Origin of the sequence: Neisseria sp. P0009.S010, from assembly GCF_051958545.1 — a bacterium.
Taxonomy (GTDB): Bacteria; Pseudomonadota; Gammaproteobacteria; order Burkholderiales; family Neisseriaceae; genus Neisseria; species Neisseria subflava_A.
This window is the reverse complement of sequence record NZ_JBQCVH010000002.1, coordinates 287,342-313,140: the sequence shown is the minus strand read 5'-3', so window position 1 is coordinate 313,140 and position 25,799 is coordinate 287,342. Positions and strand designations below refer to the sequence as shown.

General features: G+C 52.1%; 22 protein-coding genes. 6 read left to right on the top strand and 16 right to left on the bottom strand.

What is annotated here, in order from left to right:
- Positions 1–51: 51 nt before the first annotated feature.
- The 6 genes from ACTHSN_RS03240 to ACTHSN_RS03215 all read right to left on the bottom strand — a co-directional run bounded on the left by ACTHSN_RS03240 (position 52) and on the right by ACTHSN_RS03215 (position 6,949).
- A complete protein-coding gene (locus ACTHSN_RS03240; protein WP_070460556.1) occupies positions 52–810 on the bottom strand; it encodes an iron ABC transporter ATP-binding protein in 759 nt (252 codons plus the stop codon).
- 83 nt (positions 811–893) lie between these two features.
- On the bottom strand, positions 894–1,520 hold the full coding sequence (locus tag ACTHSN_RS03235; RefSeq protein WP_070460554.1) for an FmdE family protein: 627 nt from the start codon (positions 1,518–1,520) through the stop codon (positions 894–896).
- Between the two features lie 88 nt (positions 1,521–1,608).
- A complete protein-coding gene (locus ACTHSN_RS03230; RefSeq protein ID WP_070460552.1) occupies positions 1,609–2,580 on the bottom strand; it encodes an iron chelate uptake ABC transporter family permease subunit in 972 nt (323 codons plus the stop codon).
- Positions 2,570–3,538 (bottom strand): ABC transporter permease, encoded by a 969-nt coding sequence (locus ACTHSN_RS03225; protein WP_070460550.1) that lies wholly within the window; start codon positions 3,536–3,538, stop codon positions 2,570–2,572. The genes ACTHSN_RS03230 and ACTHSN_RS03225 overlap by 11 nt, the downstream gene beginning before the upstream one ends.
- A gap of 230 nt (positions 3,539–3,768) precedes the next feature.
- A complete protein-coding gene (locus ACTHSN_RS03220; RefSeq protein ID WP_070460548.1) occupies positions 3,769–4,731 on the bottom strand; it encodes a siderophore ABC transporter substrate-binding protein in 963 nt (320 codons plus the stop codon).
- Positions 4,732–4,846: 115 nt separating this feature from the next.
- Positions 4,847–6,949, bottom strand: coding sequence for a TonB-dependent siderophore receptor (locus ACTHSN_RS03215; protein WP_070460546.1), 2,103 nt, complete (start codon positions 6,947–6,949; stop codon positions 4,847–4,849).
- A gap of 416 nt (positions 6,950–7,365) precedes the next feature.
- Here ACTHSN_RS03215 and groES point away from each other — a divergent pair, with 416 nt between their 5' ends.
- Positions 7,366–7,653, top strand: coding sequence for a co-chaperone GroES (groES, locus tag ACTHSN_RS03210; RefSeq protein ID WP_003684150.1), 288 nt, complete (start codon positions 7,366–7,368; stop codon positions 7,651–7,653).
- A gap of 98 nt (positions 7,654–7,751) precedes the next feature.
- Positions 7,752–9,386 (top strand): chaperonin GroEL, encoded by a 1,635-nt coding sequence (groL, locus tag ACTHSN_RS03205; RefSeq protein WP_049322649.1) that lies wholly within the window; start codon positions 7,752–7,754, stop codon positions 9,384–9,386.
- 302 nt (positions 9,387–9,688) lie between these two features.
- Here the strand turns inward: groL and katA are convergent, their stop codons facing one another.
- From katA to accB, 4 genes are all read right to left on the bottom strand, one after another.
- Positions 9,689–11,203, bottom strand: a complete 1,515-nt coding sequence (gene katA / locus ACTHSN_RS03200) for a catalase KatA (protein WP_070607277.1) — start codon at positions 11,201–11,203, stop codon at positions 9,689–9,691.
- 304 nt (positions 11,204–11,507) lie between these two features.
- Positions 11,508–12,869 (bottom strand): acetyl-CoA carboxylase biotin carboxylase subunit, encoded by a 1,362-nt coding sequence (accC, locus tag ACTHSN_RS03195; RefSeq protein WP_070460540.1) that lies wholly within the window; start codon positions 12,867–12,869, stop codon positions 11,508–11,510.
- A 28-nt stretch (positions 12,870–12,897) separates the two neighbouring features.
- Positions 12,898–13,092, bottom strand: coding sequence for a YqaE/Pmp3 family membrane protein (locus ACTHSN_RS03190; RefSeq protein ID WP_039862547.1), 195 nt, complete (start codon positions 13,090–13,092; stop codon positions 12,898–12,900).
- A 71-nt stretch (positions 13,093–13,163) separates the two neighbouring features.
- Positions 13,164–13,622 carry an acetyl-CoA carboxylase biotin carboxyl carrier protein gene (gene accB / locus ACTHSN_RS03185; RefSeq protein WP_049350800.1) on the bottom strand — a complete coding sequence of 153 codons (459 nt, stop codon included), beginning with the start codon at positions 13,620–13,622 and terminating at the stop codon, positions 13,164–13,166.
- A gap of 355 nt (positions 13,623–13,977) precedes the next feature.
- Between accB and queA the strand changes: the two genes are divergently transcribed.
- Positions 13,978–15,006, top strand: coding sequence for a tRNA preQ1(34) S-adenosylmethionine ribosyltransferase-isomerase QueA (gene queA / locus ACTHSN_RS03180; RefSeq protein ID WP_070460537.1), 1,029 nt, complete (start codon positions 13,978–13,980; stop codon positions 15,004–15,006).
- 206 nt (positions 15,007–15,212) lie between these two features.
- Here the strand turns inward: queA and gyrB are convergent, their stop codons facing one another.
- From gyrB to ACTHSN_RS03160, 4 genes are all read right to left on the bottom strand, one after another.
- Positions 15,213–17,603, bottom strand: coding sequence for a DNA topoisomerase (ATP-hydrolyzing) subunit B (gene gyrB, locus ACTHSN_RS03175; protein WP_440365068.1), 2,391 nt, complete (start codon positions 17,601–17,603; stop codon positions 15,213–15,215).
- 194 nt (positions 17,604–17,797) lie between these two features.
- On the bottom strand, positions 17,798–18,685 hold the full coding sequence (prmA, locus tag ACTHSN_RS03170) for a 50S ribosomal protein L11 methyltransferase (protein ID WP_004520996.1): 888 nt from the start codon (positions 18,683–18,685) through the stop codon (positions 17,798–17,800).
- 89 nt (positions 18,686–18,774) lie between these two features.
- Complete coding sequence (dapB, locus tag ACTHSN_RS03165) at positions 18,775–19,584, bottom strand: 4-hydroxy-tetrahydrodipicolinate reductase (RefSeq protein ID WP_070587563.1); 810 nt, start codon at positions 19,582–19,584, stop codon at positions 18,775–18,777.
- Positions 19,585–19,593: 9 nt separating this feature from the next.
- Positions 19,594–19,989 carry an outer membrane protein assembly factor BamE gene (locus ACTHSN_RS03160; RefSeq protein ID WP_070587613.1) on the bottom strand — a complete coding sequence of 132 codons (396 nt, stop codon included), beginning with the start codon at positions 19,987–19,989 and terminating at the stop codon, positions 19,594–19,596.
- A 151-nt stretch (positions 19,990–20,140) separates the two neighbouring features.
- Here ACTHSN_RS03160 and fur point away from each other — a divergent pair, with 151 nt between their 5' ends.
- From fur to dapD, 3 genes are all read left to right on the top strand, one after another.
- Positions 20,141–20,638 (top strand): ferric iron uptake transcriptional regulator, encoded by a 498-nt coding sequence (fur, locus tag ACTHSN_RS03155; protein WP_003682812.1) that lies wholly within the window; start codon positions 20,141–20,143, stop codon positions 20,636–20,638.
- Between the two features lie 76 nt (positions 20,639–20,714).
- Entirely contained in the window at positions 20,715–21,461 is a 747-nt protein-coding gene (gene aat, locus ACTHSN_RS03150) for a leucyl/phenylalanyl-tRNA--protein transferase (protein WP_070587610.1), read from the top strand.
- A 262-nt stretch (positions 21,462–21,723) separates the two neighbouring features.
- Positions 21,724–22,545, top strand: a complete 822-nt coding sequence (dapD, locus tag ACTHSN_RS03145) for a 2,3,4,5-tetrahydropyridine-2,6-dicarboxylate N-succinyltransferase (RefSeq protein ID WP_440365067.1) — start codon at positions 21,724–21,726, stop codon at positions 22,543–22,545.
- Positions 22,546–22,741: 196 nt separating this feature from the next.
- On the opposite strand, the gene ACTHSN_RS03140 is transcribed toward dapD, so the two are convergent.
- The gene (locus ACTHSN_RS03140) at positions 22,742–23,536 is read right to left on the bottom strand and encodes a glycosyltransferase family 8 protein (RefSeq protein WP_107810426.1); all 795 of its coding nucleotides are present in this window, start codon (positions 23,534–23,536) and stop codon (positions 22,742–22,744) included.
- Positions 23,537–23,573: 37 nt separating this feature from the next.
- Positions 23,574–25,376, bottom strand: coding sequence for a DNA recombination protein RmuC (rmuC, locus tag ACTHSN_RS03135; protein ID WP_107810427.1), 1,803 nt, complete (start codon positions 25,374–25,376; stop codon positions 23,574–23,576).
- Positions 25,377–25,799 lie beyond the last annotated feature (423 nt).

Genomic DNA, 25,799 nt, shown 5'->3' with positions numbered 1-25,799 from the left:
AGGCCGTCTGAAACCTGAACAATCGGGTTTCAGACGGCCTTTTTGTCGGATTTAGATATGGTGGATAACCAGTTTTTTGCCTTCGTAATCGAGGACGTTGACGTCCATATCGAATAAGGTTTTGATGTTTTCGGCGGTGAAAATATCGTTGGGCTTGCCCTGCATGGCGACTTGGCCGTTTTTCATGGCGACGACGTAATCGGCGTAGGCGGCGGCCTGGTTGATATCGTGCAGGACGACGACGGTGGTGCGTTTGTGTTCGTCGGTCAGCCGGCGCAGGATCTGCATGAGGGAGCGGGCATGATACATGTCGAGGTTGTTCAGCGGTTCGTCGAGTAAAACGTAGTCGGTGCGCTGGCAGAATACCATGGCAATCATGGCGCGTTGGCGTTGGCCGCCGGAAAGCTCGGTCAGGTAACGGTCGGCAAAGTCTTGCAGGTGGAACTCGGCAAGCGCTTCTTCGACGATGGTTTTGTCGTTTTCAGACGGCCTGCCTTGGTGGTAGGGATAACGGCCGAACATGAGCAGGTCGCGCACGGTAATGCGGCTCATGATGCTGTTTTCTTGGGTGAGGATGGAGAGCGTGCGGGCGAGTTCGGCGGTGGGGGTGGTTTTGATGTCTTTGCCTGCGTAGCTGATGTTGCCGTGTATCAAGGGCTGCAGGCGCGCCATAAAGGAGAGGAGGGTGGACTTGCCTGCGCCGTTCGGGCCGATCAGCGCGGTAATGCCGCCTTCGGGAATGTCGAGGCTGACGTCGTTGAGGATGGGGTTGCTGCCGATGGTGTGGCTGACGTTGCGGATGGTAATCATAGGCGGGTCCGAAAATGGGAAGTTGGGGTTTCAGACAGCCTTTCAGCATGAGGCCGTCTGAATTTTATTCCTGTATGGTGTTTTTAGATTTCACTGACGGTGACAAATTCGGGATTGTCGGCTTGGTCAATCAGGAAGGCGCGAACGCGTTCTTGCCAAAGCTCGCCGAATTGTTTGAGTTCGTCGGCACTTGCGCTGCCACTGACGGCTTTGGGCATGATGTCGCGCATTTGCGGCGCAAAGGGTTGGAGCGCGGCGTTGAGGCTGACGGCAACGGTTTTGCCGGTATCGCGGCGGCGGAGCGCGAGTGTGCCGTTGATTTCGCCTGCACCAAAGGACAAGAGGTGGCGGCGGGCAAAGCGCCCGGCTGGGCCTACGCCGCCAAAGCCGGTTTCAGGTGCCGCACCGGTAAGGAGTTGGACGACGGAAGCGGTCACGCCGGTCGTGCCTTCGTCACGCTCGCCCTGCATAAAGGCTTCGATGTCGCCGCGTTGCGGCAGCTCTACGCCGTAAAGGGCTTTCAGGCCTTTGACCACCATCAGGTAGGCACCGGCGACAGTCGGGCAGGAGTGGCCGCACAGGCGCACGGCATCGGCGTAGCGGTAAGTGAGGGTGCCGTTTTCGGCTGCGCCGAGGAAGTCGGCCAATGCGTCTTGGACGGTAATGGTCGGGGCATTATCGAAGAATGAAGGGAGGCGTTCTTGTGTCATGAGGGTTGTCCTTTATGGGTTTGCTTAGGCCGTCTGAAGGTTTCAGACGGCCTGAGTTTATTTTTGCGAGCGGTTGGGCACGTTTAATTTATTTCTTTTTCAACACCAAATATAAAAATACCAATCCGCCTGCAAATTCGACGACCACGCTCAATACAGCCTGCATGCCGAGGAAGTGTTCGAAGATGGTTTGCCCGCCGACCAACAGGATGCCGCCGACACAAAAAGTCATGGGCAGGCGGACGGAATGTTTTACCGACGGGGAAAAATGGTTGGCCAGCGCGGCAACCAGCAGGCCGAAAAAGCTCACTGGGCCGACAACGGCAGTGGCGGTCGCAACCAGCGCGGCGATCCACAACAGCAGCCATAAGGTGTTGCGCGTGTAGTTGATGCCCAAATTGACGGCTTGATTGCGGCCGAGTAGGTAAACATCGAGGCGATGGCGTTCGCGCCAGATCACGGCGGCGCTGATGAGCAACACGATTGCGCCGATGCCCAACAATTCTGAATGGACAGTATTGAAGGTGGCAAACATATTCGCCTGCGCGGCGGTAAATTCTTCGGGATCAATCATGCGCGAAAGCAGCGATGACAGGCTGCGGAACAAAATCCCGAAAATCACGCCGATTAAAATCATGCGCGACAAATCGCGTCCGCCCTGTTTGATAAGCGTGTAGAACAGCAGCAGCGAGCCGCCCATCATGACGACCAGTTCAAAGCCGAATTTTCCCGTCAACGGCAGGGAAGCATAGCCCACGCCGCCGAGCGTAAACACCAGCAAGGTCTGCAAAAACACATACAGCGAATCGAAACCCAAAATCGAAGGGGTCAGAATCGGGTTGTTGGTCAGCGTTTGGAAGAGTTGAGTGGACACGCCGACCGCATAGGCGACCATCAGCAGCGCGGCAAGCTTGGTCAGGCGCAGGTGCAAGACAAAGTCCCAATCGCCTTTGACGTTGAGCGTCATAAACAGAACACAGGAAACCAGCAACAGCGCAAAGGCCACCCACAACGGACGGCTGCTTCCTGCCATAAAACCGATATTTTTTTCAGACGGCATGAGCAGGTTTCCTTAATAAAAGCCACAAAAACAAAGCCGTCCCCATCACACCAAAAACCGTAGAGACCGGAATTTCAAACGGAAACACAATCACGCGTCCGACAATATCGCACAGCAACACCAAAGACGCGCCCAGCAAGGCCACCGCAGGCAGGCTTTGACGCAGTTTGTCGCCCATCAGGCGGCTGATGATGTTCGGCACGACCAAGCCGATAAACGGAATATTGCCGACTGTCACGACCACCAAAGACGTAATCAGCGCCACAATAATCAGCCCCGACCACAGAATCGCCGTCCGGTTCAGCCCCAAGTTCACGCTCACCGTTTCGCCCAAACCCAAAATTGTCAGCTGGTCAGCAATCAAATAGGCAAACAAAGCCAAAATCCCCGTTGCCCACAACAATTCATACCGCCCGAGCAATACGCCGGAAAAATCGCCCTGTTGCCACACGCCGAGCATTTGCAACATTTCGTTTTCATACGCGATAAAGGTGGCCACCGCTTCAATCACACCGCCGAAAATAATCCCGACTAAAGGCACCATCAGTTGCGCGGTCGGCGGCAGGCGGCGGATCAGCAGCATAAAGACCAACATCCCGATCAGCGCGGCAACGGCGGCAACCGACATTTTTGCCAGCAGCGGCGCGGCCGGAAGCAGCAGGGTCATCAACAGCAAACCCAAAGCCGCGCTTTGGCTTGCGCCCACCATCGACGGTTCGACAAAACGGTTGCGCATCAAAATCTGCATAATCATACCGGCCACCGACATCGACGCACCCGTCAGCACAATCGCAAACGTGCGCGGCAGGCGGCTGATGAACATGACCTGTTGACTGTCGGATAGCGAAAACAGGGCGGACCATTTGAATTCGGCCACGCCGACCGACAGGCTGACGGCAAACAATATCAGCAGCGCCACACCGTTGACCGCATTTAAAAATGAAGGTTTGTGAAACATAAAATGGTTCGGAAAAAATAAGGCCGTCTGAAAGAAGGGTTAAGGTATTTGGCAAAAAAGGCAGGTTTGCCCATCATAAAAACAGATGCAAACAGGCAAAAATTGTCCATTTGCACCATGTATTTTCAGACGGCCCAAATCCAATGACTTCAGGTCAAGCAGCTTGATCCTGTGCATCATCAAACCTTTCAGGCCGTCTGAAAGAAGCGGGCGGCTATGCCCGCACCGAATTATTTGGCTGCATTAAACGCATCGCTTACCTGTTTGGAAGCATTCAGCAATTCTTGCGCGCCGCCGGCTGCCAAATAAGTTTCAGGAACAAGGTAAACCACCTGTCCTTTTTTCCAAGCGGTTGTTTCGGCAACCAGTGGATTGTTCAACACATCTTTCGCAGCCTGACCTTCTTCGCCGATGGCCGCGCTGCGGTCCAAAACAAACAGCCAATCAGGGTTTTTCTCTTTCAGGTATTCAAAGCTGATAGGCTGGCCGTGGCTGCCTTCTTTAATCGATTCATCAACAGCGGGAACGCCGATGTCTTTATGCAACCAACCGCCCAAACGTGAGGAAGGGCCGAAAGCCGACATCTTACCGCCGTTGACCAATACCACCAAACCCTTGCCTTTGCCTTGCGCAGCAGTTTTCGCCGCTTCAAACGAAGCATCGATTTCCGCTTTCAGCTTGTCCGCTTCGGCCTGTTTGCCGAAGATTTGACCCAGTGCGTCGATGCGCTCTTTTGAGCTTTCTTTCAGATTGGCGGTTTCGGCGGTCATCTCGATGGTCGGTGCGATCTCGTTCAACTTGTCAAACGCTTTGGCTGCACGGCTGCCGATGATGATGAGCTGCGGTTTGTAAGCGTTGAGTGCTTCGTAGTCAGGCTCAAACTGCGTGCCGGCAGGTTTCGTGGTTTTGAAATATTCGTCCAAGTAGGGCAGGCGGTTTTTGTCGACGGACAAACCGGTTTTCACGCCCAGTTTGTTTAAAGTATCGAGCATGCCCAAATCGTAAACGGCGATACGCTCTGGATTTTGCGGCACTTTCGCATCGCCGCGAGCCGTTTTAATGGTCAGGCTTGCACCTTCGGTTTGTGCGGCAGAAGCGGAAGCAGTTTGCGCCTGATTGGAAGCAGAATCTTTTGGTGAACACGCACCCAAAGCGAGGGTGCAGCATACGGCTAAAGCGGTCAAACGTAACATAGAGTTTCTCCGTAGTCGGAAATAAAGTAAATCGAAATGATAACTTGTATCGGATTATAAAGCTAGATGCCGTCTGAAAACTTTTGTTTTCAGACGGCTTTTTCAAGCTGATTGCTTAGAAGCGGTAGTTCACGCCCAAGCGTACATCACGTCCGGTACCTGGTAGGGTATTGGTCCAGCGTTGGCTGTGCGGATAGTAGAACTTGTTAAACACGTTGTTGACTGAAAGATTGACATTGAGCGTGTCTTTGCCCAGCGGTTTCCAGTTGGCGAAGACATCGTTCACACCGAAACCTTGGCGTACAACGTTTTCCAGTTTGCCGTCGCGACCTTTTTGACCTGCCACCAATATCGAACCCACGGCTTTTTGAACATAGCGTCCGCGCCAGCCGATTTCCAGATTCGGATTTTGGAAGCGGTAGGCAAGGGAGGCCGTCCAAGTGCGGCCGGTTTGTGCGCCAAACTCGGGGTTCGCGCTTAACAATTTATCTTTGTGCGTATCGTAAAAACGCGGTTTGCTGTGGCTTACGCCGACTTTGGCAGTCAGGCCGCCTGTACGGTAGGACGCGCCTAATTCGTAACCGTGGTTTTTGACGTAGCCGGCGTTGACGGCTTCACGGATGGCGACAGAGTCGTGGCGGTTTTGCGGATTGGCAAGCGCGTCTTTGATGGTCTGCCAGAAGTAGCTGCCGTTTGCGGCAAACGTGCCGTCGTTGTAGTTGAAGCCGATTTCGGTATTGCGCGCGCGTTCAGCTTTAGTGCCGTCGGCAATCGAGATGATGCCGCGTTTGCCGTGGGTTTGCAGCGCGTCATACAGGCGCGGGCTGCGGCTGGCGTAGTTGTGGCTTACGCTGAAGCTCAAGTTTTCGACAGGTTGGTAAATTACGCCCAGACTCGGGTTGACTTTGCCGTCTGAAACCGATTTGCCGTCATGGGTTTTGATATCGAAATGGTCGTAACGCAGACCGCCGGTCAGGGTAACATCGCCGATATCTTGGATGGCTTCGACATACACGCCGTAATCGGTTTTGGTCGGGTTGGTCAGGCTGTATCCGCGTACCAGACTTTGCAGGGCGGCATTGGTGCTGGTGTATTGCGAATTCAGGAAGGTATGAGGTTTGATTTCCTGATGGCGGTAGTTGACACCGTATTTCAACAGGGTTTTTTCGGCAAGGCGGCTGTCGAAGTTGATATTTGCACCTTTGGTGGTGATTTTGGTTGTGGTCGGACCTGCCACATTGCCTGCGTAACCGCTGCCGCTGTCATCGGCGGAATAGCGTTCGTTTTCCAACACATAGGCGTTGGCGTTCAGTTTTTCGACAAAGCCCAGGTTTTTACCCGTGTACTCCAAGTTGGTGTTGGATTGGGTAGTTTCACGGTATGAGGGTTTCTGCCTGTCTTTTGCAGGGTTGGACTCGAAGATTGTAAACTCTTCACGCACAGTACGGATGCCCCGGTGCTGGTCTTTCATGTGGCTCAACACGATGCGGTGGTCGCCGTCGCCGAAGGTTGTTCCGATTTTGGCCAGGTAGCTGCGTTTGTCCAGTGCGCTGTAAGGTACGGTTTTGCCGCCGTTGGGACTTTTGTAGCCTTTACCTGCTTCGTAATCTTTTTCATCGTTGCGGTTGTAAGAGAATAAGCCGTCGAAGTTGCCGGCTTTTCCGAACACGCTGGCGCCGTAGTTTACGCCGTCATTGCTGGCATAGCCGCTGCTGAGGCGCACGCCCCAGTTTTTGTCCAAACCTTTTAGCAAGTCTTCGGCATCGACTGTTTTAGTAATAATCGCGCCGTTGGTCGCACCAATACCGGCAGATGCCGAGCCCGCGCCTTTCTGTACGGAGACGATTTTGACCAGCGCAGGGTCGATGATGAAACGGCCTTGGTGATACAGTATTTGGCTGTCGGAATAGGCGTTGTCCACCTTGATGTCGACAGAGTTCTGACCCATGCCGCGCAAGGTCATGTGTTGGGATGTGCCGTTACCGCCGCCGAAATCGATGGCAGGTTCTTCTTTTAATAATTCGCGCAAATCGGTTGATGTGCTTTCGTCTTTTTGACGAAGGGTGACGATATTGGTTTTGATTTTGCTGCCTTGGCGGTCACCTTTAACGGTAACGGTATCAAGCACAACATTGTCTTTGGCTTCATTTTCTGCGTGTGCAAAACCGGCCGCCAGTGTCAGTGACAGCAGGCTCAGTCGAAACAGGGGCGTATTCATTGAGAAATGTCCTTAATAAAATGACAGTAATAAAAAATAAAAGCAAATAAAGAGAAATTATCTTTAAAATATGCAATTAAGAATAATCATCATTTATAATAATGCATTAAAAAGAAATAGTTGTAAAGAGTTGTGTTGCATTTGTAAAGAAATTGTGTTGTTTTTAAACGAATTTTGCAGTTTGTATGTCAGGCCGTCTGAAAAATAAGTGATCGGGCATTTTTGCGTATGAAAATATTTGGAAAGACTACATAGAAATTTTTACTTTTTCCCTTGAATTTGTCGCAAACAACCCAAATCTACCCGCCATTACGGCAGGCTTTCTACTAAGTGTGCCGCTATTTTCAAGCAAACCGTGTCTGTCATGTCCGACAGACAATTGTTTTCAATCTATTTATTTATCGGAGCATTAAGACATGACCATCCGCCCTTTACACGACCGCGTAGTCGTCAAACGCTTAGAAGCTGAAGAAAAAACCGCCTCCGGCATCGTTTTGCCGGGTGCGGCTGCTGAAAAACCCGACATGGGCGAAGTAATCGCCGTGGGTGCGGGCAAAATCGGTAAAGACGGTGAGCGCCGTCCGCTGGATGTCAAAGTCGGCGACAAAGTGATCTTCGGCAAATACAGCGGCCAAACTGTAAAAGCCGACGGCGAAGAGCTGTTGGTAATGCGTGAAGAAGACATCTTCGGTATCGTTGAATAATTATTGAATTAAGTTTCAGAACCAAAGGCCGTCTGAATCAAACATGAAGTTTTCAGACGGCCTCGAACAGATTTTTAATATTGATTTGGAGAATTTAAATGGCAGCAAAAGACGTACAATTCGGCAATGAAGTTCGCCAAAAAATGGTAAACGGCGTCAATGTATTGGCAAACGCCGTACGCGTAACTTTGGGCCCTAAAGGCCGCAACGTGGTACTTGACCGCGCTTTCGGCGGCCCGCACATCACTAAAGACGGTGTGTCTGTTGCAAAAGAAATCGAATTGAAAGACAAATTCGAAAACATGGGCGCGCAAATGGTGAAAGAAGTGGCGTCTAAAACCAACGACGTAGCAGGCGACGGTACCACTACTGCAACCGTATTGGCGCAATCCATCGTTGCCGAAGGCATGAAATACGTGACCGCCGGCATGAACCCGACCGACCTGAAACGCGGTATCGATAAAGCCGTTGCCGCTTTGGTTGACGAGCTGAAAAACATCGCCAAACCTTGCGATACTTCTAAAGAAATTGCCCAAGTCGGCTCTATTTCCGCCAACTCTGACGAACAAGTCGGCGCGATTATCGCCGAAGCGATGGAAAAAGTCGGCAAAGAAGGCGTGATTACCGTTGAAGACGGCAAATCTTTGGAAAACGAGCTGGACGTGGTTGAAGGTATGCAGTTCGACCGCGGCTATCTGTCCCCTTACTTCATTAACGACGCTGAAAAACAAATCGCTGCTTTGGACAATCCGTTTGTATTGTTGTTCGACAAAAAAATCAGCAACATTCGCGATTTGTTGCCTGTTTTGGAACAAGTGGCCAAAGCCAGCCGTCCGCTCTTGATTATCGCTGAAGACGTAGAAGGCGAAGCCTTGGCGACTTTGGTGGTGAACAACATCCGCGGTATTCTGAAAACCGTTGCCGTTAAAGCCCCTGGCTTCGGCGACCGCCGCAAAGCCATGTTGCAAGACATCGCTATCCTGACCGGCGGCGTGGTAATTTCCGAAGAAGTCGGCCTGTCTCTGGAAAAAGCGACTTTGGACGACTTGGGTCAAGCCAAACGCATCGAAATCGGTAAAGAAAACACCACCATCATCGACGGCTTCGGCGACGCAGCCCAAATCGAAGCGCGTGTTGCTGAAATCCGCCAACAAATTGAAACCGCAACCAGCGAATACGACAAAGAAAAACTGCAAGAGCGCGTGGCTAAATTGGCCGGCGGTGTGGCAGTGATCAAAGTCGGTGCCGCTACCGAAGTGGAAATGAAAGAGAAAAAAGATCGCGTGGAAGACGCGCTGCACGCTACCCGCGCAGCCGTTGAAGAAGGCGTGGTTGCAGGCGGCGGCGTAGCCCTGTTGCGCGCACGTGCCGCTTTGGAAAACCTGCACACCGGCAATGCCGACCAAGACGCAGGCGTACAAATCGTCTTGCGCGCCGTTGAGTCTCCTCTGCGTCAAATCGTTGCCAACGCAGGCGGCGAACCTAGCGTGGTCGTGAACAAAGTGCTGGAAGGCAAAGGCAACTACGGTTACAACGCAGGCTCCGGCGAATACGGCGACATGATCGAAATGGGCGTACTCGACCCAGCCAAAGTAACCCGTTCTGCGTTGCAACACGCCGCATCTATCGCCGGCCTGATGCTGACCACAGACTGCATGATCGCTGAAATCCCTGAAGAAAAACCTGCTATGCCTGACATGGGCGGCATGGGTGGTATGGGCGGCATGATGTAAGGCCGTCTGAAACCTTCAGACAAAAAGCAAAACCGCACGGCAAGCAGCCGTGCGGTTTTTTATTTGCCAGAAAGAAGCGTGAGATGGTGAGGGGTATGCCATGATTTACGGAGAAATAAGGGCAGCCAGTCCATTGAATCAGAAGCAATCAAATAAACTTCATCATAAAAAAGGCCGTCTGAAACTTTATTTTGCATTTCAGACGGCCTGATTAATGATCTAAACCGTTACTTTTTATCCGAACGGCTGTATCGGACAGCTTGAAACAAGATTTCTTCAATTTCTATCCACATAATGCCTCCTTACAGTAAACCAGGTTGACCTAAAGCCGGGTCATTGGCTCGTGCCGCTTGGGCATTTTCGACAGTCAGTCCAAGGGCTTTGGCTACGCCTTCGCCGTATGCCGGATCGCAACAGTAGCAGTTGCGGATGTGGCGGTATTTGATGAAGTCGGGCGCGTCGCCCATGGCTGCGGCGGTATTGTCGAACAAAGCCTGTTTCTGCGCGTCGTTCATCAGCTTGAACAAGGCGCGCGGTTGGCTGAAATAGTCGTCATCGTCTTGGCGGTAGTCCCAGTGCGCCGCGTCGCCGTTGATTTTCAGAGGCGGTTCGGCGAAGTCGGGCTGTTGCTGCCATTGGCCGAAGCTGTTGGGTTCGTAGTGCGGCAGGCTGCCGTAGTTGCCGTCGGCGCGGCCTTGCCCGTCGCGCTGGTTGCTGTGGACGGGGCAACGCGGGCGGTTGACGGGGATTTGGCGGAAGTTCACCCCCAGACGGTAGCGTTGCGCGTCGGCGTAATTGAACAAACGGGCTTGCAGCATTTTGTCGGGGCTGGCGCCGATGCCGGGCACAAGATTGCTCGGGGCGAAGGCGGATTGTTCCACATCGGCGAAGAAGTTTTCGGGATTGCGGTTCAACTCGAATTCGCCCACTTCAATCAGCGGATAGTCTTTTTTCGGCCAAACTTTGGTCAGGTCGAAAGGATGATACGGCACTTTTTCCGCATCGGCTTCAGGCATGACTTGGATGTACATCGTCCATTTCGGAAACTCGCCGCGCTCGATGGCTTCGTACAGGTCGCGCTGGTGGCTTTCGCGGTCGTCGGCGATGATTTTTGCGGCTTCTTCGTTGGTCAGGTTTTTAATGCCTTGCCGGCTGCGGAAATGGAATTTCACCCAAAAACGCTCGCCCGCTTCGTTCCAGAAGCTGTATGTATGCGAACCGAAGCCGTGCATATGGCGGTAGCTGGCGGGGATGCCGCGGTCGCTCATGACGATGGTGACTTGGTGCAGGGCTTCGGGCAGCAGCGTCCAGAAGTCCCAGTTGTTCGTGGCGGAGCGCATATTGGTGCGCGGGTCGCGTTTGACCGCCTTGTTCAAGTCGGGGAATTTGCGCGGGTCGCGCAGGAAGAACACAGGCGTGTTGTTCCCAACCATATCCCAGTTGCCTTCTTCGGTATAAAACTTCAACGCAAAGCCGCGGATGTCGCGTTCCGCATCGGCTGCGCCGCGCTCGCCTGCCACGGTGGTGAAACGGGCGAACATCTCGGTTTTTTTGCCGACTTCGCTGAAGATTTTGGCGCGGGTGTATTTCGTGATGTCGTGTGTCACGGTGAACGTACCGAACGCGCCCGAACCTTTGGCGTGCATACGGCGTTCGGGGATGACTTCGCGCACGAAGTCGGCGAGTTTTTCATTCAGCCACAAATCCTGCGCCAGCAACGGGCCGCGCGCGCCTGCGGTCAGGCTGTTTTGATTGTCGGCAACAGGTGCGCCGTTGTTCATGGTCAGGTGGGTAACTGGGCATTTGGAGGTAGTCATGATGATTTCCTTTGCAAAATGGTCAGTGGTTTATAAAACGATTTGCCGGAAGGCATATTCGTAGCCGGTTTCTTGATTCTCATAAATTTCTTGTATCGACATTTTATTTCCTTTTGCTGTTAACTATTAAAACAACTATACAGAAAGGTTTTAACTATTGGAACTATGAAACCGATTTAGAATAGATATAACAAATCAATTATTAAATATCATTAGTTTTAATAAATAATTTAATTGTGAAAAAAGGCCGTCTGAAACTTTATTTTATGTTTCAGACGGCCTTATTTTTAGTCAAAACAAAGGATTATTTATCCAGTTTGGCTTTGCGTTCTTCCAACCAATGTTCCAAGTAGTGGATGCTGACGCCACCTTTTTGGAAGCCTGGATCACTGAACAAGTCGCGATGCAGCGGCGTGTTGGTTTTGATGCCGGTAATCGCCAGCTCGGCAAGGGCTACGCGCATTTTTGCCATGGCTTGGTCGCGGTCTTTACCGACGACGCAGATTTTGCCGATCAGGCTGTCGTAGTAAGGAGGGATGCGGTAGCCTTGGTAGATATGGCTGTCGACGCGGATGCCGAAGCCGCCGGGCAGGTGGCAGCTTTCAATCAGGCCCGGACTTGGAATGAAGTTGTACGGGTCTTCGGCGTTGATACGGCACTCAAACGCGTGGCCTTCGACTTGAATGTCTTCCTGTTTGTATTGCAAAGGCAGGCCGGATGCGATGCGTAATTGCTCTTGGACGATGTCCACGCCGGTGATGAGCTCGGTAACCGGATGCTCAACCTGAACGCGTGTGTTCATCTCGATAAAGAAGAATTCGCCGTCTTCGTACAGGAATTCAAACGTACCTGCGCCACGATAGCCGATGCGTTTGCAAGCGTCGGCACAGGCTTTGCCAATTTTGGCGCGTTCTTCTTCAGTGATGAACGGAGCCGGTGCTTCTTCGATGACTTTTTGGTGGCGGCGCTGCATGGAGCAGTCGCGCTCGGCGAGGTAGATGGCGTTGCCGTGTTCGTCGGCAATCACTTGGATTTCGACGTGGCGCGGACGTTGCAGATAGCGTTCCATGTAAACCATCGGGTTGCCGAATGCCGCGCCTGCTTCGGCTTTGGTCATTTCGACAGACTGGAGGAGGTCTTCTTTTTTCTCGACGACGCGCATACCGCGACCGCCGCCACCGCCGGATGCTTTGATAATGACGGGATAACCGACTTTATCGGCAATTTTGAGGATTTCTTCGCCGTCGTCCGGCAATGCGCCTTCAGAGCCGGGAACGCAAGGCACGCCGGCTTCGATCATGGCGTGTTTAGCGGATACTTTGTCGCCCATCAGACGGATGGTGTCGGCTTTAGGGCCGATGAAGACAAAGCCGGATTGTTCGACTTGTTCGGCAAAATTGGCGTTTTCGGCGAGGAAGCCGTAGCCCGGGTGGATGCCGTCGGCTTCGGTGACTTCGGCAGCTGCGATGAGGGCGGGAATGTTGAGGTAGCTTTGTGCGGATGCGGCAGGGCCGATGCACACGGATTCGTCGGCGAGTTTGACGTGCAGGCTGTCTTTGTCGGCTTCGGAATGGACGGCGACGGTGGCGATGCCCATTTCACGGCAGGCACGCAGGACGCGCAGGGCGATTTCGCCCCGGTTGGCGATCAATACTTTTTTCAGCATGATAATCTTTCCGGATGGTTCAGACGGCCTATTGGCGGCCGCCTAATGCGTTGCGGATTTTCTGGTCGGTTTTGTATTGGCTCAAAGCGTAAACCGACCACATGGCTGCCGGTATCCAGCCAACCAGCGTACATTGCAGAATCAGACAGATGATGCCTGCAAACGGACGGCCGATGGTGAAAAACTGCAGCCATGGCAAGAAAATAGCCAAAATCAGACGCATGGTTTGTCCTTAATGAACAGAAAAAGGAATTTCAGACGGCCTTAAAGATAAAGGCCGTCTGAAAAAACGGATTATTCAATGATGAAGAGCGGCTCGCCGTATTCGACCGGAGTACCGTTTTCAACCAGAATTTCTTTAACGACACCGGATTTCTCGGCTTCGATTTCGTTCATCAGCTTCATGGCTTCGATGATGCACAAAGTATCGCCGGCTTTTACTTGTTTACCTACTTCGACGAAAGCGGCGGCGTTCGGGCCGGGGGCGCGGTAGAACGTACCGACCATAGGCGATTTCTGCGCGTTGGACAAATCGCGAGCGGCAGGGGCGGCAGCTGGAGCGGCTGCGGCCGGAGCAGCGGCAGGGGCGGCAACCGGAGCGGCTGCGGCAGGTGCCGGAGCAGCATAAATAGGAGCTGCGGCGGCAGTGGTGCGCGTAATGCGGACTTTTTCTTCGCCTTCGGTAACTTCAATTTCTGCAATGCCTGATTCTTCGACCAAATCAATCAGTTTTTTTAATTTACGCAAATCCATTGCTTTTCCTTTTTAGCGCGGCATAAAGTGCATATTGGGTATGCGCCGCTGTGGTTTTAGATGATTTCCTGAGACGTCGGAAGGTAGGTTTGCCATCCGGCGTTTAAATAATGTCGGAACAGGGCGGAGCCTGAGAAATGAATCTGGTTATTTTCCCGAACTTGTCGGTAAATGTCCAGTAAAAGATAGAAAAAAGGCGTTTTTCGGCGAAAAAAGAAAGGAACGCTGATTTTCGTTAAAAAGTGATTTTTTCAAGAGCGTTTATTCTAATTTATTGGTTTTTCGACAAAACATGCCGTCTGAAAACCAACTTTGCGCGTATAATGGCGCCTGTTTTTTTAAAGTATGCACGACAATGGATATTTCCGATTTTGATTTTGAATTGCCCGAAAAACTGATTGCTCAGCATCCTCCGGAAGTGCGCGGCAGTAGCAGGCTTCTGGTTGCCTTGCCTACATTGCCGATTGAAGACAAACATTTCGGCGATTTACCCGATTATGTCGCACCGGGCGATGTGCTGGTGTTTAACAATACCAAAGTGATGAAGGCACGCCTGTTCGGCCAAAAAGCCAGTGGCGGAAAAATCGAAGCCCTGATTGAGCGGGTATTGGACGCGCATACCGCATTGGCGCATATCCGTTCGTCCAAGTCGCCGAAACCGTGTACAGAATTGATTTTTGAAGGCGATATCCGTGCCGTCATGATGGAGCGCGCGGAAGAATTGTTTTGCCTAAAATTTGAAGGCGAGCAAACCGTTTACGAACTTTTAGAGCAAAACGGCCATCTGCCCTTGCCGCCTTATATCGAACGCGCGGCCGATGATGAAGACGACAGCCGCTATCAGACCGTGTACGCCAAGTATCAAGGCGCAGTGGCCGCGCCGACGGCGGGTTTGCACTTTACCGATGAGTTATTGGGCCGTCTGAAAGCCAAAGGCGTAGAAACCGCAGAAGTGACCCTACACGTCGGTGCCGGCACATTCCAACCCGTACGCGTCGATAAAATTGAAGAACACAAAATGCACAGCGAGTGGTTTGACGTACCGGCCGAGACCGTTGCCGCCGTTGAGGCCGCCAAAGCGCGCGGCAATAAGGTGTGGGCAGTGGGCACAACCTCCATGCGCGCCTTGGAATCCGCTGCACGCGAGACAGGCCGTCTGAAAGCCGGTCGCGGCGATACCGATATTTTCATTACGCCGGGCTACCGCTTCAATGTTGCCGACCGATTGATTACCAATTTCCACCTGCCCAAATCAACCTTGCTGATGCTTGTCAGCGCGTTTTCGGGTATGGAGCATATCCGCAGCGTTTACCGCCATGCGGTGGAACAGGAATACCGCTTTTTCAGCTATGGCGATGCGATGATTTTAGGGAAAGCGGAATAAATCGGAAGCGGATTGGAGCGTTTCAAATGGGGTATTTGGGTTGTCCCGAATCTGAATTAGTTGGAATGCTCTAAAATACGCGAATCAAAATAAATTATTGAAGTAAACACGCGAAGTTGTTGGGATTTGAGTTGTAAGAAACAAAGTACAAAAACAAAAAGGCCGTCTGAAAATCGTTTTTCAGACGGCCTTTTATCTTCTCATGCTTAGGCGTCGATGTTTTGTGCCAGCAGGGCGTTGTTTTCGATGAAGGCACGGCGCGGTTCGACTTCGTCGCCCATCAGGGTAACGAACACTTCGTCGGCGGCGATGGCGTCTTCGATGCGGACTTTCAGGAGGCGGCGGACGGTAGGATCCATCGTGGTTTCCCAAAGTTGTTCCGGGTTCATCTCGCCCAAGCCTTTGTATCGTTGGATGGACATGCCTTTTTGGGCAACGCTCATTAAGATGTCCAAAGCGCCTTCAAAGCTGTCGATATCGTATTCGTTGTCGCCTTTGTAGAGCTTCGCCCCTTTGCCGACCATGCCTTTGAGTGCGGCGGCGGTTTGGGTAAGGGTTTGGTAGGCTTTGCTGTTGAGGAACTTAGGCTCGAGGTAGCTCACCATCACATTGCCGTGCAGCTTGCGTGTGATTTTGATGAATTGGTGTCCTTCATGGCCTTCGATACGTTCGAGCGCGACTTCTTTTTCGTCCAAGAGGCCGCTCAATTCGGCAACGGCGCGGTCTGCGCTTTCTGCTGTACTGAGGTCGACCGGCGAAGCGTGCAGCATGGCGTGCAGAACGAGTTCGTCAATGATGCGGCTTTCTTGCTCGATAACCGTTTTGGCCAACAGGAATTGTTTGGCGGTATTGGCAAGCTCTTCGCCTTCGATGGTGCGGCCGTCTGAAACGATTTTGGCTTTTTCCAAGGCCAAACCGAGCAACCATTGGTCTTTTTCCAGTTCGTCTTTGAGATAGCGCTCTTGTTTGCCGTATTTGGCTTTGTACAAAGGCGGCTGGGCGATGTAGATGTAGCCGCGTTCGACCAGCTCGGGCATTTGGCGGTAGAAGAAGGTCAGGAGCAGGGTGCGGATGTGCGCACCGTCCACATCGGCATCGGTCATGATGATGATGCGGTGGTAGCGTAGTTTTTCGGCATTGAATTCTTCTTTGCCGATGCCCGCTCCCAAAGCGGTAATCAGCGTGGCGACTTCTTGGCTGGCCAGCATTTTTTCAAAACGTGCTTTTTCAACGTTCAAAATCTTACCTTTGAGCGGCAAAATCGCTTGGAATTTGCGGTCGCGGCCTTGCATGGCGGAACCGCCTGCGGAGTCGCCCTCGACGAGGTAGAGTTCGGACAGGGCAGGGTCTTTTTCTTGGCAGTCGGCAAGTTTGCCCGGCAGGCCCAAACCGTCCATCACGCCTTTGCGGCGGGTAATTTCGCGTGCTTTGCGGGCGGCTTCGCGCGCGCGCGCGGCATCGACGATTTTACTGGTGATGATTTTGGCTTCGGTCGGGTTTTCTTCGAGGAAGTCGGTCAAGGCTTGGTTGATGACTTCGTTGACGACGGGGCCGATTTCGCTGGAAACCAGTTTGTCTTTGGTTTGCGATGAGAATTTCGGGTCGGGCAGTTTGACGGACAAAACGCAGGTCAGGCCTTCACGCATATCGTCGCCGGCGGTTTCCACTTTGGCTTTTTTGGCTACTTCGTTGGCTTCGATATAGTTGTTGATGGTGCGGGTCATCACTTGGCGCAGCGCGGTCAAGTGCGTACCGCCATCACGTTGCGGAATGTTGTTGGTAAAACACTGCACGCTTTCTTGGTAGCTGTCGTTCCATTGCATCGCGCATTCGACGCTCATGCCGTCTTTTTCGCCGAACGCGTAGAAGATTTTTTCGTGCAACGGTGTTTTTTTGCGGTTCATGTATTGTACGAAGCCGGCCACGCCGCCGGAGAGGGCGAAGCTTTCGTGTTTGCCGTCGCGTTCGTCGATCAGCTCGATATCTACGCCGTTATTGAGGAAGGAAAGTTCGCGGATACGTTTGGCAAGGGTGTCGAAGCTGTATTCGACATTGCCGAAGGTTTCGCTGCTGGCGAGGAAGCGTACGGTTGTACCTTTTTTGTCGGAATCGCCGACGACCTTCAACGGCTCTTCGGTTTCGCCGCGTACGAAGCGGACGAAGTGTTCTTTGCCGTCACGGTAGATGGTCAGCGTTACCCAGTCGGACAGCGCGTTGACGACGGATACGCCCACGCCGTGCAGACCGCCGGAGATTTTGTAGCTGTTGTTGTCGAATTTGCCGCCTGCGTGCAAGACGGTCATGATGACTTCGGCGGCGGAGCGGCCTTCTTTCGGGTGGATGCCGGTCGGCATGCCGCGGCCGTTGTCGGCCACGCTGACGGAATTGTCGGCATGGATGGTTACGGTGATTTTGTCGCAATGTCCGGCGAGCGCTTCATCAATAGCGTTGTCGAGCACCTCGAACACCATGTGGTGCAGGCCGCTGCCGTCCTGCGTGTCGCCGATATACATACCGGGGCGTTTGCGTACCGCTTCCAAGCCTTCCAGCACTTGTATGCTGTCGGCGCCGTATTCTTCGTGTTTTTGGTCAGTCATGGTCTTTTCTTGCTGAATTTCAAGGAATTTTTCCGTGCGCGCGATGAAATGTCAAACGGGCGCGGCGGATGTGTTCCGAAAGGTCAAAATAATAGGCAATTATACCTGATTTTGCTGGAATATTCAGCGTTTTAAGTACAAAAAGGCCGTCTGAAAGATTAAATTTCAGACGGCCTTTGTATCGGAAAACAGGTTTAGCGTTTGACGCCGCTCAATCGCGCCCAGCCTTCTTCGATTTCGGCAGGCTCAATGTCAAACCATTGGCTGTAAATGCCGCTGAGTTCTTCGACTTGTTCGTCCAAAAGGCCGGACAAGACAATGCGGCCGCCTTGTTTGGTACGCGCGGCAAGCATTTCGCCGAGCATACGCAGCGGGTTGGCCAGAATGTTGGCGACAACGACATCAAATTGGCCTTGCGGCAGGCCGTCCGGCAGGTAGAACTGCGCGTCAACGTTGTTTTGCGCGGCATTGTCTTTGCTGGCGCGGATGGCTTGTTCGTCAATATCTACGCCGATGGCGGAGCCTGCGCCGAGTTTGAGGGCGGCAATGGCCAAAATGCCTGAGCCGCAGCCGTAGTCCAATACGCTTTCGCCGCCTTTGAGCTGTGTGTCGAGCCATTTGAGGCAGAGGCGGGTGGTCGGATGGCTGCCTGTGCCGAAGGCAAGACCCGGGTCAAGTTGCAGGTTGACGGCGTTGCCGTCGGGCGCTTCGTGCCAAGACGGGGTAATCCATAGGCGGTCGGAAATTTGAATCGGGTCGAATTGCGCTTGGGTCAGGCGTACCCAGTCTTGATCTTCAAGGATTTCGCCGGTGTATTTCAAATCGTTCAAACCGCATTCCTGCGCGGCGGCTTCGATAATGGAAGCGGCATCGTCGCTTTCGCCGAAAAGGGCGATGACTTTGCTTTGTTGCCAGATTTGTTCGGTCGGCATGCCCGGCTCGCCGAAAATGGCCTGCTCGTTTTCTGTACCGGCGTAGGCATCTTCAATGGCGGCGGACAATGCGCCGTGTTCCATCAGCGCGTCGGCAAGGCGTTCGGCGACGGCATCGTTGACGTTGATGGTGATTTGTTGATAGGACATGGTGGGGCTTTCTTTTTAATAAGGCCGTCTGAAAATCGATGTTGTGCTTTCAGACGGCCTTGTAAGGTATGAAACCTGATGATGCGGGTTTATCGGTTTTTCAAACCCAATACGTCTTGCATATCGTACAGGCCTTTTTTGCCGTTTGCCCAAACTGCGGCGCGTACGGCACCGGCGGCAAAGGTCATGCGGCTGCTGGCCTTGTGGGTGATTTCCACGCGCTCGCCGTCGGTGGCGAAGAGGGCGGTGTGGTCGCCGACGATGTCGCCTGCGCGGACGGTGGCAAAACCGATGGTGGATGGATCGCGCGGGCCGGTGTGGCCTTCGCGGCCGTAAACGGCGCATTCTTTGAGGTCGCGGCCGAGGGCGTCGGCAATGACTTCACCCATGCGCAACGCGGTACCGCTTGGGGCATCGACTTTGTGGCGGTGGTGGCCTTCGATAATTTCGATGTCGTAGCCTTCGTTTAACACGCGGGCAACAGTGTCGAGGATATGGAAGGTCAGGTTGACGCCGACGCTGAAGTTGGCTGCAAAGACAACGCCTATTTTTTCGCCTGCGGCTTGGATGGCGGCTTTGCCTGCATCGTCAAAACCGGTCGTGCCGATGATGATGTTGACGCCTTTTTCCACGCATTTTTGCAGGTGTTTCAGGGTTGGCTCGGGACGGGTAAAGTCGATAAGGACATCGCTTTGAGCCAGTACGGCATCCACGTCGTCTGAAATGGTAACGCCGGTTTTGAGGCCGGAGGCGAAGCCTGCATCCAAACCCAATACTTCCGAACCAGAATGCTCGAGTGCGCCGGAGAGGACGGCATCGGGATGGTTGTTGACCGCTTCAACCAAAACGCGGCCCATGCGGCCGTTGACGCCGGCAATGGCGATTTTCAATGCGCTCATGGGATTTCCTTATTTCGCGTTGGTTTCGGTAGTCGGAACGATGTTTTGTCCGGCTTGAACGGCTTCGATGGATTTTTGGATGGCATCGCCTTCGGCGCGTGCGAGGACGTCGTTTTCAAAGTACAGAGTCAGGTTGCTTTGTTCTTTGATGATGCCGTTGCGGCTGGTGTTGAAAGTGTAATCCCAGCGGTCGGCATGGAAGGCATCGCGCAGGAGTGGCGTACCGAGCAGCAGTTGGACTTGGTCGCGGGTCATACCTTGGCGCAGGGAAACCACGGAGCGGGGATTGAGCTCGTTACCTTGAATGATTTTGAGTTTGTAGGATGGAAAGTTGGATACGCGCTCGGCACTGCATGAGGCCAGACCTAAAATAGCGGCGATGGCAAGGCATAAGGCTTTATTCACGGGCTTACCTTTCTGTGTCATTTCGGGAAAGATGTTTATCATCGCTTGAATATTTTTAAAAAGCAAACGATAATCATCTTCTTAATTTTTCTTTTCGCCGATTTTCAATTGCAAGACCGGCGGCAGATTGCCGCCCTTTAACGGCCCAATAGTGGGCAAACGGGCGGAAAGTGCGTATTATAACGGTTATTACCTTACAGGGATATTGAATATTATGGAAAAATTCAGCAACATTGCGCAATTGAAAGACAGCGGTTTGAAAGTTACGGGTCCGCGTTTGAAAATTTTGGACTTGTTCGAGACTCATGCCGAGGAGCATTTGAGTGCAGAAGATGTGTACCGTATCCTGTTGGAAGAGGGTGTGGAAATCGGCGTGGCGACGATTTACCGTGTGCTGACCCAGTTTGAACAGGCCGGCATTTTGCAACGCCACCATTTTGAAACCGGCAAAGCGGTTTATGAATTGGACAAAGGCGATCACCACGACCACATCGTCTGCGTGAAATGCGGCGAAGTAACCGAATTCCACAATCCGGAAATCGAAGCGCTGCAAGACAAAATCGCCGAAGAAAACGGCTACCGTATCGTTGACCACGCGCTGTATATGTACGGCGTATGCGGCGAATGCCAAACCAAAACCAAACGTTAATCAGTTTGTATGTTGATTTTTCAGACGGCCTTGGGCATTTCAGCCTGAGGCCGTCTGAAACTTTATGGGCTTTACGATGAAGATTCCTTTTCTTGCGCCACGGGATTATCGTTTCCCCGACCCGTCTTACGCTTTGGCGGAATGCGACGGCTTGGTCGGCGTCAGCGGCGATTTGGATACGGGGCGGCTGTTGTCGGCGTATGTGCAGGGGATTTTTCCGTGGTTTAGCCGCGACGGTTGGTTTTTCTGGTATGCGGTTGCGCCGCGAGCCGTGATTGTGCCGGAAAACCTGCATATCGGCCGTTCGCTTGCCAAAACTTTGCGTCACAAGCCGTATCGGGTAACGGTCAACCGCTGTTTTGAAAAAGTGATTGCCCATTGCGCCAATGTACCGCGTCCGGAACAGGACGGAACGTGGATAGAACCTGCGTTTCAGACGGCCTATTTGAAGCTGCACCATCAGGGGCATGCGCATTCGTTTGAATGCTGGCTACCGGATGAGCAAGGTGAAATGCAATTGGCAGGCGGGTTTTACGGCGTGCAAATCGGCTGCGTGTTTTATGGCGAGTCGATGTTTGCCTTGCTTCCCGATGCGTCCAAGATTGCGTTTGCCCGCGCCGTACCGTTTTTGGCGGATTTGGGCGTTGCGCTGATAGACTGTCAGCAGGATACCGAACATATGCGCCGTTTCAGTTCGCGGTTGATGGATTTTGCCGACTTTCAGACGGCCTTGAAGGATTTGAACGCGAAACCGTTAAAGCGGAATATCGAATGCGGCGTGGTGGCTGAAAATCTTCTGCAAAAGATTGGCGGCAAAGATTGATTTATCGGCACGGCGTGTCGGCAGAATCGACAGTTTGCATATTGCGGCTGGGAAACCGGTTGGAAAATAAATGCGATTCCATTCACTTGAACAGGCCGTCTGAAAATCTTGGCTTAGCCGAAATCCAGCCGTGTAACGCTCGGCGATAATCATGTTAATAGCTGACGAAATCGCTTTTACATGGCAAAATAACAAGTTAAATATTTGTAATAGGGTGGCCTGAATAGATTTCAGACGGCCCTGATCTCTTGAAGGAATCAACATGTCTTTGCAAAACATCATTGAAACGGCTTTTGAAAACCGTGCCGAAATCAATCCGAATACCGTTACCCCAGAAGTGCGTGAAGCGGTTTTGGAAACCATTCATCAACTCGACTCCGGCAAACTGCGCGTTGCCGAGCGTCTGGGCGTGGGCGAGTGGAAAGTCAACGAATGGGCGAAAAAAGCCGTATTGCTGTCTTTCCGCATTCAGGACAATGAAATCCTCAACGACGGTGTGAACAAATACTTCGACAAAGTGCCGACTAAATTTGCCGATTGGTCTGAAGACGAATTCCGCAGCGCAGGCTTCCGCGCAGTTCCGGGTGCGGTTGCCCGCCGTGGCAGCTTTGTGGCGAAAAATGTCGTGTTGATGCCTTCTTATGTCAATATCGGCGCATACGTTGACGAAGGTGCGATGGTCGATACTTGGGCGACTGTCGGTTCTTGCGCGCAAATCGGTAAAAACGTGCACTTGAGCGGCGGTGTCGGTATCGGCGGAGTCCTCGAGCCTCTGCAAGCCAGCCCTACCATTATTGAAGACAACTGCTTTATTGGTGCGCGTTCTGAAATCGTTGAGGGCGTGATTGTCGAAGAAGGCAGCGTGATTTCTATGGGCGTATTCATCGGTCAATCCACAAAAATCTTTGACCGTACTACCGGCGAAATCTATCAAGGCCGCGTACCGGCTGGTTCGGTTGTCGTATCCGGCAGCATGCCTTCCAAAGACGGCAGCCACAGCCTCTACTGCGCAGTTATCGTCAAACGCGTGGACGTGCAAACCCGTGCGAAAACCAGCGTGAATGAATTGTTGCGCGGTATCTAATCGGATAACGATAACGCTGATTGAAGGTGGTATGCTCACTCTATGGTTAGTTTTGAACAAAAAAACAGGCAGAATGTTCTGCCTGTTTTTTTATGGCTTAAAGGCCGTCTGAAACGATTTCAGACGGCCTTTTGTTTTTGATGATGGGTTGTTTTAAGGTCAATTGAGGCAAGGGAAGGGTATTCCCTTTCTGGGACTACGCTTCCGGCCAGTCGGCGCAATAGTATTGCCAATAGATTTCTTCAAAAGGAATCTTGCCGTAATCGCACAACCACGGTTTGGCGCGTGTGGTGTAGTGGATAACGGGCGGGACGGTGTCAGGTTTGGGGAATATTTCGCCGAGATTTCGTTTTTGGAAATATTGGACTGCGCCTGTTTGAAAATTCCAAGATTCTTCCAATTGCAGCCAATTTTTTTGAAATACGGTGTTTAGAAAGCATTGGTCGCCGTAGGGAACGGATTTGTCAATGGTGGCAGCAGTTTGCAGCAGTTGCGCCGCGATATTCTGTTCCCGCCATTGCGCCAGGTCGACCAACAACATACCGGAATTGAAATAGGGCGTAGTGTGCAGGCCGGTCGGGTGATTCCATTCGGTACGGGCAAGAAAGGAGTCTTGTACCGCCGCAACGGGATAACCGTGCATATCGAGGTTGAACAAATCGTGCAGGGATTGGGTAACCACCATATCGCTGTCGAGATACAGGGCGCGGTCGACAGGAAGGTGCTGCATCATCAGACGGAAAAATGCGGCATCCGAAATATGGGGTAGGCGGCGATATTGGCTGAAGTCCATCTCGATTTTGACATCATTCAGACGGCCGCCGCTGGCCGCGAGCTTTTGGTTGGTATAGTCGATCCATTCCCGTCTGAAGGTATTGTGCATGAGGTAGAAATTGACATTTGTGTTGTGTGTGCAGACGGACTTCATCAGTGTATGAACCTGCTCGGCATAACCGGTATCGGCGGCAAGGACGATGGTGATGTTGCTCATTGTTAAATTCCCTTTATTTGCAATGTCTTAAGTTTTATCAGTCATTTTCTTGGTCTTGTGCGGTCGGTAAAGCGGCGTGGTCTTCGTTTTCCGACATGGCTTTTTCTAATAAATCGCGTTGCAGTTGCTTACCGGCTTTGATGCCCAATTTGCGCAGTTTTTCGGTGCTGCTGATGAGGTTGCCCCTGCCGGAAACCAAGCGGCCATAGGCCGTCTGAAACTGAGATTGAGCCTGACCAAGCGCTTTGTTGATGCCGTCCATGCTTTCGACAAAGCCAACAAATTTGTCATAAAGTTTGCTGCCTGCCTCGGCAATGGCCAGTGCGTTTTGGTTTTGTTGCTCATTGCGCCAGATGTTGGCAACGGTGCGCAGGGTGGCGAGCAGGGTGCTGGGGCCGGTCAGCATGATGCGTTTGTCGAAACACTCTTGGAAGAGGTTTGGATCGTGTTGCAGGGCGAGGAGGTAGGCCGGTTCGACAGGGACGAACATAAAGACGAAGTCCAACGTTTTGACACCCTCAAGGTCGGTGTAATCCTTCGCTGCCAAGCTTTTGATGTGGGCGCGGATGCTGGCGACGTGGTTGGCAAGCTCGCGCTCTGCTTCTGCGCCGGTGCTTTGCGTATAGCGGACGTAGGCGGTCAGCGATACTTTGGAGTCGATGACGATTTGTTTGTTGTCGGGCAGATTGATGAGGACGTCGGGCTGGAGGCGGCGTTGGGTGCCGTCTGCTTCGTGGCGGACGCTGGAAGCTTGAACGATGTATTCGCGGCCTTTTTGCAGGCCGGAATTTTCCAATACGCTTTCCAAAATCATCTCGCCCCAGTTGCCTTGGGTTTTGTTTTGCGTGCCGGTCAGCGCGGTGGTCAGCGCTTTGGCATCGTGGTGGAGCTGGGTGTTGAGTGTTTGCAGGCGTTTGAGCTCGTTTTCGATGGTCAGGCGTTCTTTGGCTTCTTTTTCATAAGTCTGCTGAACCAGCTCGCTGAAGCCGTGTATGCGTTCGTTGAGCGGATTGAGTAGTTGCTGGAGATGGTCGTGGTTTTGTTCGGTAAAGCGGCGGCTTTTCTCTTCCAGAATAGTGTTGGCGAGGTTTTGGAACTGGTCGCTCAGGTTTTTACGAGCATCTGCCAGCAGGGTTAGTTTTTCTTCGGCAGCCTGACGGTCTTTTTCCGATTGGGTGTTGAGGCGCTCGTTTTGGACTTGAAGCGCGTGGTTTTGCTCCAAAAGGGCGGCGTATTCTTGTTTCAGACGGCCTTTTTCAGCTTCCTGTTGCTGTAAAAGGCTGTTTTTGTCGTCGATATTGGCTTTTTCTTGCGCCAGTTGTGTGGAGAGGCGTTCGTTTTGGACTTGCAGCGCATGGTTTTGCTCCAACAGCGTGTCGTAGTCTTGTTTCAGACGGCCTTTTTCCGTTTCCTGCTGTTGTAAAAGCGTATTTTTATCCGCACTCAATGCCTGTTCTTGAATCAGTTGCGTGTTGAGGCGTTCGTTGTTGATTTGCAGGTTTTGCGCGCTTTGCTGCCATTTTGCACATTCGTGTTTTAAAGCTTCGGCTTCGGCCTCGCAATCTTGCAGATAGGCAATCTGTTTTTCGGCTGCGGCAAAGCGGTTGCCTGTCTCCTGCAATTCGTCTTGCAATTCCTGCACGGTATGGCGGCTTTGCGCCAAGTCCGCCGCAGTTTGAGCCTGCACCTGTTCGGCAAACTCATGCAGGCGGCGGCTTTCGGCCAATTCTTGTAAAACAATAAAGTGTCGGCTTTGGGTTTGGTAGCGTGTTATCAGCCAAGCAAACAGCGCGCCGATAAAAAATGCGGCCGCACCGGTCAGGATTAGGGTGTTGTTCATGCTGGAAATAGTCAATATGCAGAATGTTTCACTATATCATATATTTGCAGCGCATTTTATGGTCGGATATGCGCTAGAAACGTGTGTTTTCTTTAAAAGAAGCTATCAAAGGTATTGGTTTTGACTAAATGAATATTTGGTTTGCAAAAAATATAATTTTGTAACATTTTGAATTTAAAAATATATTTAATTTAGAGTGCAATTTTGCAACAAAAAAGGAGGGATTTTATGGGCGCAGAAAGATACGTTTGTAGTGTATATGTAATTAAGACATCGGTGTCATTGAAAAAGACATCGGTGTCATTTTCAAAACAAAATATAAATTAACTAAAATCTTCATTATGTACATTTTTATCATTTTATCTTTACGAAAAAGTCGTATTAATTAACGATTAACACGGTATGATTCGTCCTGTCGGCGGC